Origin of the sequence: uncultured Methanospirillum sp., assembly GCF_963668415.2 — an archaeon.
Taxonomy (GTDB): Archaea; Halobacteriota; Methanomicrobia; order Methanomicrobiales; family Methanospirillaceae; genus Methanospirillum.
In genome coordinates this window covers 3105266-3121482 of sequence record NZ_CAXXDL010000001.1, presented here as the reverse complement: position 1 = coordinate 3121482, position 16217 = coordinate 3105266, and the positions used below count along the sequence as shown (strand labels likewise).

12 protein-coding genes and 1 pseudogene are annotated in these 16217 nt (G+C 42.4%); 9 read left to right on the top strand and 4 right to left on the bottom strand.

What is annotated here, in order from left to right; translation table 11 throughout:
• Positions 1 to 131: 131 nt before the first annotated feature.
• Both ACHZA2_RS14740 and ACHZA2_RS14735 read right to left on the bottom strand, forming a co-directional pair.
• Positions 132 to 410, bottom strand: coding sequence for a PqqD family peptide modification chaperone (locus ACHZA2_RS14740; RefSeq protein WP_319538090.1), 279 nt, complete (start codon positions 408 to 410; stop codon positions 132 to 134).
• Positions 411 to 1412: 1002 nt separating this feature from the next.
• On the bottom strand, positions 1413 to 1850 hold the full coding sequence (locus tag ACHZA2_RS14735) for a hypothetical protein (protein WP_319538091.1): 438 nt from the start codon (positions 1848 to 1850) through the stop codon (positions 1413 to 1415).
• A gap of 2942 nt (positions 1851 to 4792) precedes the next feature.
• Between ACHZA2_RS14735 and ACHZA2_RS14730 the strand changes: the two genes are divergently transcribed.
• Together ACHZA2_RS14730 and tnpC are read left to right on the top strand one after the other, a co-directional pair.
• Positions 4793 to 5212, top strand: coding sequence for a hypothetical protein (locus ACHZA2_RS14730; protein ID WP_319538092.1), 420 nt, complete (start codon positions 4793 to 4795; stop codon positions 5210 to 5212).
• A gap of 373 nt (positions 5213 to 5585) precedes the next feature.
• The gene (gene tnpC / locus ACHZA2_RS14725) at positions 5586 to 7079 is read left to right on the top strand and encodes an IS66 family transposase (protein ID WP_319578112.1); all 1494 of its coding nucleotides are present in this window, start codon (positions 5586 to 5588) and stop codon (positions 7077 to 7079) included.
• Here the strand turns inward: tnpC and ACHZA2_RS14720 are convergent.
• The gene (locus ACHZA2_RS14720) at positions 7056 to 7199 is read right to left on the bottom strand and encodes a DUF4277 domain-containing protein (RefSeq protein WP_394698644.1); all 144 of its coding nucleotides are present in this window, start codon (positions 7197 to 7199) and stop codon (positions 7056 to 7058) included. The two genes, tnpC and ACHZA2_RS14720, sit on opposite strands and share 24 nt — an antisense overlap.
• Before the next feature lie 454 nt (positions 7200 to 7653).
• Between ACHZA2_RS14720 and ACHZA2_RS14715 the strand changes: the two genes are divergently transcribed.
• The 4 genes and pseudogenes from ACHZA2_RS14715 (at position 7654) to ACHZA2_RS14700 (ending at position 9738) form a co-directional block, all read left to right on the top strand.
• A complete protein-coding gene (locus ACHZA2_RS14715; RefSeq protein WP_319538093.1) occupies positions 7654 to 8079 on the top strand; it encodes a hypothetical protein in 426 nt (141 codons plus the stop codon).
• Positions 8080 to 8437: 358 nt separating this feature from the next.
• Positions 8438 to 8683: pseudogene (locus ACHZA2_RS14710) on the top strand (DUF6444 domain-containing protein); the annotation flags it as partial.
• A gap of 182 nt (positions 8684 to 8865) precedes the next feature.
• Positions 8866 to 9150, top strand: coding sequence for a transposase (locus tag ACHZA2_RS14705; RefSeq protein WP_394698598.1), 285 nt, complete (start codon positions 8866 to 8868; stop codon positions 9148 to 9150).
• 411 nt (positions 9151 to 9561) lie between these two features.
• Entirely contained in the window at positions 9562 to 9738 is a 177-nt protein-coding gene (locus ACHZA2_RS14700) for a transposase (RefSeq protein ID WP_394698643.1), read from the top strand.
• 439 nt (positions 9739 to 10177) lie between these two features.
• Here the strand turns inward: ACHZA2_RS14700 and ACHZA2_RS14695 are convergent, their stop codons facing one another.
• On the bottom strand, positions 10178 to 10510 hold the full coding sequence (locus tag ACHZA2_RS14695) for a hypothetical protein (RefSeq protein ID WP_319538095.1): 333 nt from the start codon (positions 10508 to 10510) through the stop codon (positions 10178 to 10180).
• A 715-nt stretch (positions 10511 to 11225) separates the two neighbouring features.
• Between ACHZA2_RS14695 and ACHZA2_RS14690 the strand changes: the two genes are divergently transcribed.
• The 3 genes from ACHZA2_RS14690 to ACHZA2_RS14680 all read left to right on the top strand — a co-directional run bounded on the left by ACHZA2_RS14690 (position 11226) and on the right by ACHZA2_RS14680 (position 16191).
• A complete protein-coding gene (locus ACHZA2_RS14690) occupies positions 11226 to 13094 on the top strand; it encodes an ABC transporter ATP-binding protein (RefSeq protein ID WP_319538096.1) in 1869 nt (622 codons plus the stop codon).
• 118 nt (positions 13095 to 13212) lie between these two features.
• A complete protein-coding gene (locus ACHZA2_RS14685) occupies positions 13213 to 14442 on the top strand; it encodes a nucleotidyltransferase family protein (protein WP_319538097.1) in 1230 nt (409 codons plus the stop codon).
• Between the two features lie 537 nt (positions 14443 to 14979).
• Positions 14980 to 16191: a phosphoglycerate kinase gene (locus ACHZA2_RS14680; RefSeq protein WP_319538098.1), complete on the top strand. Its 1212-nt coding sequence runs from the start codon at positions 14980 to 14982 to the stop codon at positions 16189 to 16191.
• Positions 16192 to 16217: the final 26 nt, after the last annotated feature.

Below are 16217 nucleotides of genomic sequence, written 5' to 3'. Positions count from 1 at the left end.
GGTTCCAAAAATCATGCCCGATTTGTCAGGTGAAAGCAGTAATTGCATTTCAGGTTGCACCGGAAGGTGATATCGAAATCAATGGACTTTGGGGGTTTCATGACCCTGCGGTTTTAGGTCATGATCTTGGATTATCCAGCCTGGGCGTATCCGAGCCGTACAATCTGATCACAGAAATTTTTGACATCTTCAGTCAGATCTTCAGGGAGGTTCTCGTATTCATCCTGAATCGTTGCAATGATTCCATTCAGATCTTTGCCTTCATTCAGAGATTTCCAAATGGTAACCCCGGTCGGGGTCAGGCCGACGGCCTTTCCGGTATCAGGGTTGAACAGGAGTGCCCAGTCATCAAACTCTTCGCGGAGTGAGATCTGAGATCCTGGTGTTGGGATTGAAATCTGGTTAGTCATCAAGAAAAACTTCCGAGTTGTACATTGCCAGAAGTGCAAAAATGAGAATCTGTATCACCAGTAGTACACGAACTGGTGGTTCGCCCTACTCCGTTAGTATAACATACTGAGGGTGAACCCCCATTATTATGGCAGATACTATGGATCGCAGAGCCCCCATCTGTACAAGTTCCCTGTAGATTTGATTCCCCATGCCAACACAAGCCGCTGTTATTGTTGGGAAAATTACCAACAGAACATGCACCTGTTGCACCATATCCAGTAGGATTACAACTGGTTTGTGCTCCAATCCCCGCATTACACGCAGAATATTTAACAGTTCCTCCATCATCGCAATTTGTCGCCCCGATCCCGGTAGCGCCTTCTATACTCAGATCGATCACAAGTGGCTTTCCATACGTTTTCTTTACCATAATAAACTCTAAATAAACATATAATGAAGGGACCGGTTTCAAAATCAATCTAAACGGATTTATTCTAAGTTATAATTATTTAGGCACGTAGAAATAATGATATCTATTTGATTTTCGATATAGTAGTTATGATAATCGGGTATGATTACGAATGGATTCCGATTGGAAAAGTATCGGATCTAAATTTGTAGTGTTCCCTTCTTACACGAATCGCAAAAGCGGTGAAAATTGCATGTTCCGTCCCTGGAAGATGGGGAAGGAATAATCTCTCCTTGTTATTTGACGATCTGATGCCAGCGGAACTGTGGGCACGGATATTATTCGTGTTATTACCAGATATGGATCTTTTGATTCTGAAAGGTAACTGCAGAACTCATATCTCTATTGCCACCTGAAATAACACATTTAGCTGTATTGACCGCCTGAAGAGGTACAATAACAATGTACGTACCAAGGAAAGGAAATGTGACAGAAATCGATTTCATTCTCGCTGGACAGGAAAGGGAGTAATAGAAAAGCGGATAGAAAAAAAGGTACCGCTTGGACCCTCATTGAATCAATCGTATTAATCTGATTCACAATGCCTTTGTCAGCTTGATGATATGAAGGGCTGCTGAGTGCTACCATTATTGTTACAGAACCCGGCACCAGAACCATCAATACATGTGCCATTAGTTTGAGAATATTTTGCAGAGGAACCTGATCCACAGTAGAGGGATGGAGAATTTCCTGAAAAACATTCACTAAAAGCCCCAGATGCATTAGCACCATTAACCCAACATGCTCCTGCTGCATCTGATCCAGTAGCATTACACACTACTGCATTGTAATTAGGACTCGTTCCATCATTACATGATGATGATGCCCATCCTCCGACGTGGCATGTATTCACATACCCACTCCCAGGACCGCAGTCTGAATCGCTAAAACTGGGTCCAGTATCGCATAAAGAACCACCAATTCCAGTCACACCCTCTATACTTAAATCGATCACTGTTGGGAGGACATACACCTTTTTTTTAACCATGATTTTCTTCCATTCGCTTGGAAATTGCACCGAACAAACTGCTTTACTTGTGAGAAAATTATTATAGATATACTTTTTTCATAGATGGGTAAATTTCTTTCTTTTTTATCCTGATATTTCATAGAGGTTGTCCAGTGTAGAGAATCGAAGGCCGAATCATCTTCCGTTTTGGCTAATTTCAAGAAAGATCTATAAGAGAAATCCTTCATTGGACAACCTCTCTTCAATCCCCGTATCTAACCGGTAATTTTAAAATCCGTTCCACCATATATTTTGAAAGAATCAACATGACTGCTGATAGCATCAAGAGCGTGAACACAAATTGAATCGGTGCATATCGCAGTTATGTTTCTCCTAGTCGTCGCATTCCTGCATATTAGCGACAGTAGATAACCTCCCCACCGGTACCCGGTATCTCACCGTGATCCTTGAGAGAGCAGTTCCGCAACTCTCAAAATCTGTACGGGAAAGAATCTCATTTGAGATGGAAAACCAACACCCGGGGGCTGTTCACCCTCTCGATCATCCTTCTCGCTGGGAGCAGCCTTTCTATCGTATCGGATCTAGAATGGAACCCTCCCTGATAAAAGAAATTTTTATCATTATGAACAGAACTTTCTCTGTCCTGGTCGGATTTTCCTTCCGGGAAAACGAGTGAGGAAGGTAGTGGTACAGGCACGAAGACAGGAGAGACGACTCCTTAAAGCAATGATAAATAATTGAGATGACTGACAGATGGGAAAAAAACAATACATTGCACCAAAAATTATCGATCTCTCTCTAGAGACAATAACTGGGGTCGGGGCGGGAAATTGTCTGGATGGGACAGATTTTTATACCTCTTATTGTCATCCTCAAGGGGCTGGTGCATCCAGTGGATGCAATCAAGGGTATGGTGCTTCAGCAAGTTGTGCAGGTGGAGTGTTACCCCGTCAAACGGGAGTATATTGTAATCAAGGGGGTACAGCGAGACAATGTTGGAATGGGGATTCTGCCAGTCGTGCAGATGGAGAGTGTAGGAGTGGAAGTACTGCTACTGGGGTGTGTACGAACAATGGAGGTTCCCCGAACCCGTCGAATTTTTGTCTAAGTGGACCAGATCATGCGAATTGCTACTCAGGAGGCTATCAGGTTCCCCACGGGAGTTCATAATCTCTCATAGTTCCCCCTATTTCCGACTGTAGTATACCACCCTCCTTTTTGCATGAACAATCCTGGATCGATTCAACATTTGTTTAGGATCCCCACTTGGGGGCATTCATTGACGAGTAGTAAAAGCATTCCGGTTCACTATTTTTTTACATTTTCAAGCATCAACCCAGATTCCATGATCCTTTAAGAAAAAATAAATTTTTCATACTCTTGCCGAGGAAATCCAACCATTTTCTGAAACATTTCCTCTAAATTAAAGAAATATTATTTACTACTTTTCCTTCAATCCTCAACGACCACTCCCGTACTCTTCGGACAGAAAGAATACCCAATCCATCATCTGTTTTTGAGTCGGTTTACCGGTCTGACTTGGTACAGTTTCATTAGACTCTTCCAGGTTTTTTCGGAACTTGTACTCGGTCACTGTGTATATATACGGGTAGATAACCATGATCATCGCTAAGGCCTGGATGCGGGAAAAATTTTTTAAGAAGACTTCAGATACTCGGAATGTTTAATCTTTTAGGAATCTGAATCCTTTTCGACCTGGTACTGACCCTTATCGTATGACAAAGCAGATTCAAGATCCAGATCCATATGTCATCGGTTAAGGAATAATGAAGATTACACCTCATTCGTCTATTAATCTCAAGCAGTTTCAAAAAATTCCATGTATAAATTCGTCTGGTATAAATACAACCCCCCCAGGTTCAGTCCACCTAATGTGAGTATAGAACATTTTTTGAGTGTTAAATTCGTGTAACACCGTACCTTAACCGATGGCATATGAATAAGTATCTCGCTATCGCTACAGATAATGGAGTGAAGGGGAGGGACTTTGTGCCCCGACTTTCCTTCTATGTAGTTTTTCGGACGAGAATTAGACATAAACAGCGTCTAATGGATCACCAATCGTAATTACTGTAATGGCTCATTTCCAGAGTTAATTTGTCAAAAAATAAGTGAGGTAAAGGATAGAAGATATTCGAATCGCAAACGAGTGATCAAAGCTTCTCTGTTTAGGATTCGAGTATATACGTGGATGATATCCTATGCCTTATGGCTGGTCAGAATTGAAGTAGCAGTCCGGGTCAATTTCGAAGCAGCAAATACAACAGATTCTGGTTACTTGCATGTACCACATTCTCCCATAGGATTCACACTATTCCATTACCAGAATTGCATGCTATAAGAGGAATATTTCGAACGATGAAATCGCGTCAGGCAATCCAAATTACCATTTCTTGGTGCACCAACACTTTTCTTACACTATCTGCCTGAAAAATCAAAACAACAACAATCCCCTTTCTTAACTTCAACAATCCCCGTATCTAACCGGTAATGTTAAAATCCACCCCTCCATATACTTTGAAAGGATTTGAACATGACTGCTGATAGCATCAAGAGCGTGAACTCAAAGTGAATCGGTGCATATCACAGTTATGTTTCTCCTGGTCGTCGCATTCCTGCATATTACCCACACCAGATAACCACCTCACTGGTACCCGGTATCTCACCATGATCCTTGAGAGAGCAGTTCCGCTACTCTCAAAACCTGAACGGAAAAGATTCTCATCGAGATGGAAAACCGACACACGGGGGCTGTTCGCCCTCCCGATCATCCTTCTCGCTGGGAGCAGCCTTTTCTACCTTATCGGGTCAGGAATGGAACCGTCTCTATCCTGGTCGGATTCTCCTTCGGAAAAACGAGTGGGGAGGTATTGGTACAGTCACGAAGAGAGGAGAGACGACTCCTTAAAGCAATGAAAAATAATTGAGATGAGTAACAGATGGGAAAGAAACAGTATATTACACCAAAAATTATCGATCTCTCTCTGGAGGCAATTACCGGGGTCGGGGCGAGAAGTTGTCAGGCTGGGGATAATGTAGGTTACTCTTCTTGTACTGATGGCCTAGGTGCAACCAGCGGATGCACTGATGGGGCTTTTGTTTCAGCAGGCTGTACAGGGGGAGACATCCCCCATCAATCGGGAGGATATTGTGGTGGTGGGAGTGCAGCTGGAACAATATGTGATCCGCAAGGGGGATCTGCCAGTGGGGCATATGGAAAGTGTTATTTTGGAAATGCTGCTACTGGGATGTGTTTTTCCCATGGAGCTTCCGGTTCCTATTCCTTTTGTGATACGGGACCAACTGAAGCGTCTTATTGCTCTAATGGACCCACTCAGGTTCCCCACGGGAGTTCATAATCACTTATGGTTCTCCCTCATTTCCGACTGTAGCAGACCTAACCTCCTTTTTGCATGAACAATCCTGGATCGATTCAACATGGGTTTAGGTCTTCCCTTTTGGGGGCATTCATTGACGAGTAGTGAAAGCAATCAGGTTCACCGGTTTTTCAGTATTGTTTTCAGAATCATAATCGCTGTAGACACTGAAATTAGTTGTATCATTATTTACATGATTGATAGCAAATTGATCTCTTTTCGTAACTATTCAGCCATCCTGAGCGCCCCCAACTCACGTACCCAATATTTTCCTCAAATATCGCTTATTTTTCTGAACAATTAAAGAATTACCGAAAGATCTTAGTATAATGAGGGTAAATGTTCTTTTACCGCAATGGAAATACCTGAAGAGATAAAATCAAAATTTCCAGAATGCCCTCCTGAAATCGTTGCATATATTTACTATTTGCATGAAAAAATCGATAAGTTAGAAACCAGAGTGACAGAACTCGAATCACGGCTAAATCTCAACAGTACCAATAGCGGCAAACCTCCTTCGTCGGATGGTTACACCCGAAAAAACCGTGCAACCTCCCTTCGTAAGAAAACCCAAAAGCAACCTGGCGGTCAGCCTGGTCACAAAGGAAAAACTCTGGAGCAGAGTCCTAATCCGGATCATATTGAAACTCATTCTCCGGACATCTGTTCTTGTTGTGGAAGGAGTCTTCAGGGTGGGACAATAATTTCCCTTGAAAAACGCCAGGTATTTGACCTTCCTCCTCCTCCGGCAATTGAAATTACAGAACATCGATCTCAAACCTTGGTTTGTAACCATTGTGGATGCAAAACATCTGGAATTTTCCCTCCGAATGTAACTCAACCGGTTCAATATGGATCAAGAATCAAGGCGTATATGAGTTATCTTGTTCATTATCAATTCATTCCGTATGAACGGGCAGTTGAAGCATGTTATGGCCTATTTGGCGTTTCCATCAGTCCTGGAACGATTGTAAACCTGACTCATAACCTTTCAGAAAAACTTACCCCATTTGAGGATACTGTCACGAATGCTCTAAAATTCGAACCGATTATTCATAATGATGAAACCGGAGTCAGAGTTGAAGGAAAACTACATTGGCTTCATGTAACCTGCACATCACAGTGGACCCATTACTCAATCCAGAATAAGAGGGGGATGGAAGGAATAAACGAAATAGGAATTCTTCCGGATTTCAAGGGTATTAGCGTTCATGATTTTTGGAAACCCTATCTCTCCTATCCCTGTACACATAGTTTCTGTGGTGCCCATATTCTTCGGGAACTCAAACGAGTAGAAGAAGAAACGAAGCAACAGTGGCCAGGAAACCTGATTGAATTACTGATACAGGCAAAGGAAATCAAGGAGGAATATCATTCGAATGGGGTTCCTATACCTCCAGTCATGATGAACAGTCTCAATACTTCATATGATGAACTGATTCAAATAGGATTAGATGAGAATCCACCGCCGATACAAATTCTAGGAAAAAAGGGAAGGACGAAAAAGACTTTTACTCGTAACTTACTGGAAAGGTTGGAGTTGTATAAAGACGGAGTTTTACTGTTTATTCAAAATCTGATTGTTCCATTCGACAACAATCTGGCAGAAAGGGATATCCGCATGATGAAGGTTAAGATGAAAATTTCTGGAGGATTCAGGGACAAATCTACTGCGGAAGCCGTCACTCTGATCAGAAGTTATATCTCAACAATAAGAAAAAATGGAATCAGAGTTATTGAGGCTATTTACTCCGCTTTTAAGAACAATCCATGGATTCCAGGGCAGGATAAAATGAGAACATATGCACAAGAGAGTATGGTAGTGTCAACCTGTTCTCAGCATGCCTGAATAGTTACCTCTTTTCATACAGTCGGATACCATATGATTGAACAATTCGGTAGGCTCAAAGACGGCAATAGCATCAAGAGTCCGGCCCAGGACTTCATCATTCAACTGCTCTGATGTGATATCTTAATGAAGAGACGTTTGAGTGAAATATCAGCGAAAAATGCAGGAAGAGATCCAGGCGATGTTCAATATAACCAAGCCCGTTGATAGTCATAGCTTTGACAATATCACCATGTGGAAGAGTGTATGGACCATTTTAGGGGATCAAGCGATCGATAATGGTACCGATTTGTAACTCATCGTAACTCCCGGCTACTAAACCAAGTTGCCCATTGTCTTATCGGAGTTCTGAATAAAGAGAACATCGAAATCCGGGGACAATAAATAGAGAACAACATTATAAAGTCTATAGTTAAGCTTTTCTTAATTTTTTTCTGAACATCTACGGATGATTGGTTTATAATAGATCAGATTATTGTTTCACAGCCCTTAGGTCCTGGTTGCATAATTTTTTCAATAGCAATATTGAATATAATTAGTAATGTCGATGCAGAAAAAGAAATATCTACAACCAATGATCATAGATTTGAGCATCGAGGCGGTTACTGGAATCGGAGCATCAGAATTTTATTGTGGTAACGGAGACAGTGCAGCAACAGCCTGTAGTTCTACCGGCAACAGTCCAGGGACCCCTCCTGCTCTCACCTGTTATTCCAATGGAAATGGGGCAACGGGAACTAATAGTAACTCTTGTCAAAGGGGAGTTGGTGTAAGCGGAGGCTGTTTAGATGGAGGCTTACCTCATACCGTTACTGGTTACTGTAACTACGGGGGTTCTGCCACCGGAGCAAACAGTACCTGTGCCGCAGGAAATACTGCTTTGGGGCAATGTCTAACAGGAGACAGTGCATCAGCAAAAGACACTGCAGCATGCGGGGGAGGAAGCACCCCCTCATACTGTGTGGCTGGGAATAACCAGGCGTTCTCTTGGTCTTCCTGATACCCAGGCAGTACAGAAAGAATCTGAGTTGGTATTCAGTGAAGTGAAGAAATACAAAAATGGCGATGTAACCCAAAATCAGCCATTTTTCTGATCCTGCCCCCGGAGGTGAATATGTGTCCGGAGACATAACAGAGAAGGATCTCGATGAGTCTGTAAACGAAGGATGAGGAGGTCATAGGTATTCCCCTGTCTCCCGACTCCTCTCAATACCAATAATTTTTTGTAACTATTCAGTCGTTCTCATCGTCCCCAATTTATTCATCATTTTTCCTCATCAAATGTAGCTTATTTAATTGAAAAATCAGAAAACTGCCGAAAGATCTGAGTATAATGAGATAAAACGTTCTTTTACCGAATGGAAATACCTGAAGCGATTAAATCGAAATTTCCAGAGTGTCCTCCGGAAATCGTAGCGTATATGTACTATCTGCATGAAAAATTCGATAAATTAGAAGTTAGGGTAACAGAACTCGAATCTCGACTAAATGTAAACAGCAACAACAGTGGGAAACCGCATTCCTCGGATGTTTATACTCGTAAAAACCGTACAACCTCTCTTCGTAAGAAATCTCTAAAGAAACCCGGGGGTCAACCCGGGCACAAAGGAAAAACCCTGTCACAGAGTTCTAATGTTGATCACATCAAAACACAGTCTCCAGAATTTTGTTCCTACTGTGGAAGAAGACTTCAAAATGGAACTACTTTTTTTCAATTGAAAAACGCAAGATTTTTGACCTTCCTCCTCCTTAGGCAATTAAAATTACCGAACATCGATCTCAAACCATGGTTTGTACCCATAGTGGATCAAAAACGTCTGGATCTTTCCCCTCGTATGGTACTCATCCGGTTCAATATGGATCAAGAATCAAGGCCTACCTCAGTTATCTCGTCCATTATCAACTCATTCCGTATGAACGAGCAGTTGAAGCATGTTTTGACCTCTTTGGCGTTTCCCTCAGTCCTGGAACGATTGTAAATATTACCCACAACCTTTCAAATAAACTAACCATGTTTCAAGAGGTTGTGAAAAATGCTCTAAAATTCGAGCCAATAATTCAGAACGATTAAACTGGAGTTTGAGTTGAAGGAAAACTACATTGACTTCACGTAAACAGCACTTCGCATCTGACACATTATACAATCCAGAAAAAGAGAAGGACAGAAGGAATAAACCAAATCGGGATTTTCCCTGATTTCAAGGGAATTAGCGTAATTATTTTTGGAATCCATATCTTTCATATCCTTGCACACACAGTTTCTGATGTGCCCACATTCTTCGAGAACTAATTCGAGTAGAAGAAGAAACGAAGCAAATCGGGTCAGGAAAACTGATTAAATTATTGATATAAGCAAAGGAACTCAAGGAGGAATATCATTCCGATGGGATTCCTGTACCTCCTGTCATAAGGACCAGTCTCAAATGTGATTATGATGAACTGATTCAAATAGGGTTAAACGAGAATCCACCACCAGTAAAAAATTGGTGAAAAAAGGGGAAGAAAGAAGAAAACCTTTGCCCGAAACTTGCTGAAGAGGTTGGAGTTACATAAAGAGGGAGATTTAAGGTTTATTGAGAATCAGATTGTTCCATTTGCCAATAACCTGGCGGAACGCGATATCCGGATGGCTTGCACTGGAGATTACACTGGGAGTTGATGTCAAGATCCAGATTCTTCGGAGTCTTCATGAGACGACGGTTCTCGGTCATAATATATGCCCAGGCTACGGTTGCGTATCCGAACTGAACAATCTGATTACAAAATGCCTTGATATCTGCGTTGATATCTTCAGGAATGGGATCATACTCCTCAGTCAGGGTTTCAATGATTGCGGGAATATCCTTCTTTTACTGTAGGCATTTCCAGATGGTAACGCCGGTCGGAGTGAGACCAACCGCCTTTCCGGTGTCCGGGTTGAAGAGCAGGGATCAGTTGTCGAACTCTTCATGCTGGGAGATCTGGGAGAGAATTTGAGGCAATGCAATATTTTTAGACATTTCTATCAGATGAAACCAAAAAATATGGTATTTGAATTACTCCTTTATTTATAGCAAGAACTTCATGCCAAGGCGAGGTATGGTGCGATCTTCACCATATTACATACATGGAATGTTATGATCCCTGAATAAATACCTGAGCTGATCCAGGGGCACACGCCGTACCCAAAGGTGAATTACCGGTAGAACATCCGATACCAGCACCAGTTCCGGTATTACATGAACTTGCGGACCTTCCTGTTGGAGCACCGTCTTGACAGATTTGTGCAGAGTATGGATAATTGCCCAGAGTGACGCATCCACCAGTTGGAGCAAGACCTCTATTACAACTATCAGTACTCGAAGAATTGGCATAAAGACCGGTTGTAATACAACTTCCGGATCCACCTGGTGAGCTACCCGTACCACTGCATGTTCCAGGATAGGATCCATATTCACACGTTGATACACCAAAACCGATAAGAGATTCAAGACTCATGTCAATGATACATGGTTTTTGATATCTTTTTTTCATGTATAATAGGGTCTATTAATTTTAATTGATTTAAATATTTTGAAATGATTGGTAATGACCTACTGGAAAACTGAAGATAAAAATTCATCCTTTGAGAGGATTTGCATGGATCATTTTGATCAAATTTGTTTGAATGAACAATAATATGATGGATTTTCATCACCAGTCATATCCGAGGTCACTACCCAGGCTTCGGTTGCCCATTCATAAGTGATAAACAGAAAATGAACTAGATTACTCAAATAGACCTTGATTCTTGATCCATATTGAACCGGTTGTGTAACCCATAAGAAAGGTTCCTGATGTTTTTTCCACCGCGGTGGGTACAAAAACCGTAGTGAGGGATTGGTGCTCGGTGATCTCAATTGATGGTGGAGGAAGATGATCGAAACCTTGCCTCACATGAAACCAATCAAGAGAGGTGAGATAAAGAAAGATGGGGAATTCACAAAAAACATCTGAAAAATTACAATATCTCTTTTTGGGTCTTTGTGCTCCCTCAATGTTTTCTTGAAATTATCACTACCGGCTAGAGATAAACGTGATTAAATGAACAAATAGGTAAACATCAATTCTCGCTGACTTAAATTCTCTACTATCCATATCTATCGACACTGATATGGTGATCACTTCATGACCTCCCAAAGCGGCCCGATCGGTAAAGTTCCTTTACGGGGGCGGTTTCGACTTCTCAAAGATTCTCTGACCTATGTACCCCCGGGCAAAGATGGAGAGTTTAGATATCGTGATATACTGTATTTTACCCGGTATCTCATCCCATTAAAATATGCAATCATTTCATCTCTCATCCTCACCTTCATCTCCTCACTCCTCGGGACCGCCCTCCCGCTCTCCGGGAAATGGATCATCGACTATATCTTCATGCATCAGAGTATAGAGCCGGTCCTGGATACACTTTCAACTCATCATCTGGCATTTCTCATCCCGTTTGCCTCACAAATCCTATCATCATTGCCGTTTCTGATAGGAACACTTGCCGTAATCTCAATTGTCAAATACCTCATCGGAAACGAACTTTCACTCATCAACTATCGGATCAATACCGAGTATGGGTACCGGGTGAAGATGGCGGTCTTCACCCATGTAATGAAGTACCCGGTCTCTTACTTCAAATCTACCAGGAGCGGGTACCTTCTCGCCAGAATCAGTTCAGATACCGGGGGTCTTTCGGGAATATCAGGGAATTTTCTCCAGAGCATCATCACTGCAGGTACATCGCTCTGTGTGACTGCCACTGTCCTCTCTGCCTTGTCATTTCCCCTCACACTCTTCGTAATGGTGACCGTACCGGTATCGGTTATCATTAGTTACTGGGTTATCAGGTTCAACCGATCCTATAATATCAGGATGCGGGAATCCGGCCTACAAATGTCTGCTGATGGACAGGATCTCTTCAGTTCAATCGACCTAATCAAAACCCATGCAGCAGAAGACCGGGAACTGAACAGGTACATGAAACGAACCCTCGACAATATCTCCCTAAACATCGCAAGCATGCTCTTTGGTCAGGTAACCGGTGGCGTCCAGATGGCATTCACCAGTATTGTCAGACTTATCGTCATGCTCTATGGGGGGAGCCTCGTCCTCTCAAACCAGATGTCCATCGGATCATATACTGCATTCCTTGCAATGTACCCGCAGCTTACCGGAGCAATCTCGACGTTCCTGCAGATGCCACTAAATCTTCAGGGAACTGCCCTTGCTGCCGGAAGGGTAAAAGAACTCCTTGATATAACCACCGAGTATGAGCATGACGACCCGAAAAAAACCCTCCTCTATCCAGATATCAGGACAAACGGGCACATTCTCGTGGATCAGGTTTCATTTTCCTATGATCCTGATACTCCGGTGTTGAAAGATGTCAGCCTGGAGATACAACCCGGCGACCGTATTGGAATCGTCGGTCAGACCGGGGCAGGAAAGACCACTTTTATCAATCTTCTTCTTAAGTTTTATCGCCCAAATCAGGGGAAGATACTCATCGATGATTATGATTATGCAGATCTGAATCCTGCATGGATCAGAAATCAGATAGCGGTCGTCTCACAGGATCTCATGCTTTTCCATGACACCGTGATGAATAATATCAGGTACAGCAGACCGGAGGCGGATGATGAGGAAGTCATGAGAGCGGCACAATCGGCAGGCATTCATGATGAAATTACCAGGTTCCAAAACGGATATGATACGATTGTCGGAGAACGTGGAAGCAAACTATCAGGAGGACAGAAACAACGGATCGCTATCGCACGTGCCTTTCTGCGTAATGCTCAGATCGTTATTCTGGACGAACCAACCGCTCACCTTGATATCGAAACTGAAGAACTACTGGTCAGAGAGTTTTTAAGTGCCTGTTCAGGTAGAACCATGGTTGTTATCACTCACCGGGAGAGTCTGCTCCGGTTGGTGGATCAGGTGTATCGGGTGGAGAAGGGAACGATGAGCGAAGAAAAGAGGAATTCTTCATTAATCAGTGCATAGATACATTGCCAAAATATCACGTATTAATATTAAGCATGTTATCATGAATTTATGAGTTTATATAAACGGTTCGCTAATGATGCTTGAATATTCCCTCAAATTTAACCGGTGACCTGATATGATCCCATTATCGCATATCTTTGAAGATGGTAATTCATTTTTTGAACTTATTCAGTTGTTAAGCCCTGACCACTTTAGACGGGATTCGATCCCCGATGATCACTGGCCTCAGATCATCTCATGTGCTGACCGGATGCGGGTTATCCCTCTCCTTTGTTATATACTCAAACAGTATGATGGGATTCAACTACCAACTGAAATCTCCCATACCCTCATGGCGAGGTATCTCGCAAATGGGGGACGAAATCTAATGTTATCTTCAGAACTGAAAAGAATCCTGAACGCATTTGACACCAATGCAATGCAGGTTGTACCTCTCAAAGGTGCATATCTTGCATATGCAGTGTATGAACGCTCCTCCATGCGGCAGATGCTTGACCTAGATCTCATGGTAAAATGGGAAGACATGCCAAAGGCAATCACTATCCTTGAAACACTTGGATATATCGCCACCGGTGCGTTCCATTGGGATGAGGAATGTCGAAGGTTTGATCATCATGGTCCGGGTTATCGGCATCCATCCGGTTCAATGGTGGAACTTCACTGGAATATAATTGATGCTCACAGTATTGGTGAAAGAGAAATTGCAATTGGAGAGATTTTCTTACTCAGGGCCCGACCAGGATTCCTTTTAGAGACAAAGACATACCTTTTGACACCAGAGGATCTCATCCTGCATAGTGTTATCCATCAGACTCTTCATCATATCTTTCATTTGGGAATACGGGAATTTTATGATATAAAACAAATATATGAAAAATTCCATGACAATATCAATTGGGGGTTACTCATCTCATCAGCAAAAGAATTAAAAATCGAACGCCCGGTAATACTAATCTTAACTCTTACAGATCTCATTACGGGATCTGATATAACAAAAAAAATGAGTCGAGAAGGATTTACGTGTGAAATCCCGGATCAATATCTGATCGCAGCTTTAAGCGAGATAGAACAGGAAAATTCTGCATGTAGCGTATCTTTCAGATTATCTCACTCGAAAAAAGGGATCCTCGGACTGATATATCCTGCACTGAATCGGGTATTTTTAAGTCGCAAGTCAATGCAGATGAAGTATCAGGTACCTTCTGATTCCCTTCGAATCTATCTTTGTTATCCACACCGGCTTTTTTACCTCATTTGTCACTTTGGTCCGAACCTGATTAATGAATACTTCTCTTCTCATGAGAACGGAAATAAACACTTTTGGAACTGGTTGTATGGAGGATAATATCGATTAAACGGCATGATGCGATGTATCATGCCAATTTATGTGAGATTAAATTTGATGACAATATGGATAAGGTTGTGAACTCATGTTAGATCTCGAATATTAGTTATTTTTACTAAATACCCAGAATATGCCTGGGAATTTGACCTGGATATAAGGGTTTTTAAAATAAATCTAAATTAAGCCTGGTTTACGAAATACTCAAAAAAATGCGTATTCATATTCTAACACTATTGCATTAAATCTGTGTATTCGATTATTAGTATAACTAGCACCGTGATCTAGAAATATAACCCAGATATAAAAACGATATTTGGGCTCTGATTCAATATCTTTGTGATGTATGATTATGATCACCAAACCAAGATTAAATCCGGTTTTCAATTCTTTTTGTGAATCTTTTTGTCAGAAGTTTAATAAATTACAGGAAGATGGTAGCTTTTAGACCTATTATGATGATCCAAACCCAAATACATAAAAATAAAGCAATCAACTATTAACGCTACTGATATTCGTCATAATCGGCCGCTGATTGTTATGATTAAAAATTTATCCCAGATTGACATCTCCCGAAAGAAAATTCTCCTCCGGGTTGACTTCAATTCACCGATTGACCCCCAGGCAGGAGTGATCCTTGATGACAAACGCTTCAGGGAACATCTCAGAACAATCCAGGCGCTCAGAGATGCGATTTGCATCATCGTCACTCATCAGAGCAGACCCGGAAAGAAAGACTTCACCTCTCTTGAGGCTCATGCAGCCCGGCTCCAGCAGCTCCTGGGAAAACCGGTAACATTCATCGATGATATCTTCGGCCATACAGCCCAGGATGCTGTCAGAAATGCACGACCTGGCGATGTTATTATGCTCGAAAATGTCAGGTTCAATGCTGAGGAGAACCTGAAGCTCAACGGTGAGGAATCAGCAAAGACACTCCTTATCAGAAATCTCTCAAAAATGGGAGATATCTTTGTAAATGATGCCTTCGGAACTGCACATCGCTCACAGCCAACCATAGTGGGTCTTCCAGAGGTTATGCCCTCTGTGGCAGGACTTCTTATGGAGAAAGAGATTTCAAACCTTTCTCGCGTCTTTGAAGGAGCTCCAAGGCCGGTCACCTTTGTTCTTGGTGGCACAAAAGTGGATGATTCCATTGATGTGGCTCACCATGTGCTCTCAAATGGTATCGCAGATCGGGTTATCACAATTGGAGTTGTAGCAAATATCTTCCTCGCTGCTATGGGCATCGCAATTGGCAAACCTTCAGCCGACCTTATCACCCATCTCGGGTATGATGACCAGATAGAGATAGCAAAAACAATACATGACGAGTTCGGAGATAAGATCTTTGTTCCCGAGGAGGTTGCGATCCGCAAAGACGGCATACGAGTTGAGGTTCCGGTAAACCAGATCCCTGCCGACTGCCCAATCCTTGATATCGGAGGAAAAGGACTCAAATCATGTCTTGAGATCATCAAAAACTCCAAGACAGTTGTCCTGAACGGACCGGCAGGACTCTTTGAAGAGGCCGATTTCGCACTCGGAACCTACGATATCATAAGAGCAGCAGCAGATGTCCAGTTCTCGGTAGTCGGCGGGGGGCACACAGCGGCGGTCATTGAAAAGATGGGATATGACAACCGGTTCACCCATATCTCCACAGGTGGCGGGGCATGCATCGAATTCCTGACAGGAAAGAAACTCCCTGCAATTGCAGCACTTGAAAAAAGTGCAGCCAAGTTTCTATAACTTTTTTTCCGATACAAATAGTCACG